Origin of the sequence: Corynebacterium sp. UMB0012 (assembly GCF_030216265.1) — a bacterium.
GTDB lineage: Bacteria > Actinomycetota > Actinomycetes > Mycobacteriales > Mycobacteriaceae > Corynebacterium.
The window spans coordinates 1-1,747 of the sequence record NZ_JASOKQ010000044.1 but is presented as its reverse complement, the minus strand read 5'-3'; the positions used below and the strand labels follow the sequence as shown (position 1 = coordinate 1,747).

Here is a 1,747-nt window from a genome sequence, read left to right as displayed (position 1 = left end):
GGAGAGCCCGCACGGCCCTGCGATGTTGCTAGCGGCAACGGTCGTTCTCGCATGTGCGCACCCTCTTTGAGGGGGTGTTCCTATATAGGTTGTCAACCTCGAGGGTGGAGAAATCGGGGGCGGATTCTCTCTGCGGGGTTGTTTGGTCGTGTTGTTTTCGGGCATGGCTGCTAGCCGACTGGGGTTTTACCCGGTCGGCTATCTTTACTCTTAGTGTCTAGGCGGCTAGGTCTTCCTGTGATGGTGTGGGATCGTGGTAGTGCTCGTGGTTGCGCATCATGGCGTAGAGGACGTTGAGTCGTCTGCGGGCTAGTGCTACTACTGCGGCGTTATGTCTCTTGCCTTCACGGCGCTTTCGTTCATAGAATTGCCGGGAACGCTCGTGGAATCTGATCGATGCAAAAGATGATTGCCATAGGGCGTTCTTTAATTTTTTATTGCCGGCTCGGTTCAGTGAGTTCGACATGATCGAGGTTCCGGACTGATTCGTTCGGGGCGATAAACCAGCGTAAGAGGCCAGGTGCCCGACTGACGGAAAGTCGGACATATCGCCAGCGGTCATGAGAATTTGTGCTGCCGTCTTTGGTCCGATTCCTGGCATGGATAGCAGGATTTGAGTGTGGGGGATGTCGTTGATGAGCTCGATGACTTCTTGCTCGATTTGCTTGCGGTGCTCGAGCTTTAAAAGCGCGTCCTTCGCTGACATTGCTACGCCCATTTCGGCATAGTGTGCACCAGCAATGGCGACTGTTTGCTCAGAGATGGCAGCGAATATGGCATCAAGGACAGGTTCAGGATTGCGTGCCTTATAGCGTCGAGCAAAGGCAGCTGCTTTGGCTTTTCCGAGGCGCTTTATCTTGGTCGGTCCGCCGTAGCGTGCAAGTAGGTGCAGAACCCACTTGCGGTGGATTATCTGACCGCGAAGGGCCTGTTCGAATTGCGGGTAGCAGCCCACTAGCGCACTTCGAATCTGATTGATGAGCCTGGTGTAGGAGCGCGCTAAGTCTTCGTCGATACCGTTGAGGACCTTCAATTGGAGGAAAGCTTCTTCGACACGGTCGACGCTGCGGAGGGATTCCGGAAGGTTCTTTGCAGCATGGGCGATGATATAGGCGTCCCGGATATCAGTTTTGGCATTGCCAGCGTGGATGCGTGAGAGTTGACGCATGGCCAAACCGGGAAGGTAGCGCACGTCGATCCCGAGATCTTGAGCAACCGCGACAGTTAGTCGACCAATGTTATTTGGCTGGTCCACGACGACAAGGACCTTGTGGTCGTGTGCGCTGAACGTTGAAAACAGTGCGCGCAGGGATTTTTCGTTTTGGTTGATGCGCTTAGATAGCACCTGGGTGCCGTCGATATCTAAGACGCAAGCGTGGTGAAAGTATTTACCAACGTCCATGCCGATGACATAGTCGTAGGTCATAGCAAACCTCCAAGCGAATTGAATGAGTATGGGACTTATTTCATCGCTGGTGGTCGGACATACTTCACGCTGGCATCCACATTACTTTGAGACCTCGCACATTCTGTGCGGGTCAGGTTCCTATTAGCAGTCTGGAGTATGTCACTGCCTTCGGCGGCATCACCCCCCGGATCATTTTCAGACAGGGACGAAAACAAGCCATACCGAAGCCAGCGACTAGTTCCACTGCAACAAGGCAGAAGGAATGAAGCGTCCTGGGTTTAGTTCCGCTTCTTTTACGGCCCTGTGTTGATGGGCTGGGTGAGATAGTACTCGGTTTCT

At 53.6% G+C, this 1,747-nt stretch carries 1 protein-coding gene; it reads right to left on the bottom strand.

Annotated features, from left to right (window positions below):
- Nucleotides 1-217: 217 nt before the first annotated feature.
- On the bottom strand, nucleotides 218-1,426 hold the full coding sequence (locus QP324_RS11765; RefSeq protein ID WP_005325042.1) for an IS110 family transposase: 1,209 nt from the start codon (nucleotides 1,424-1,426) through the stop codon (nucleotides 218-220).
- Nucleotides 1,427-1,747: the final 321 nt, after the last annotated feature.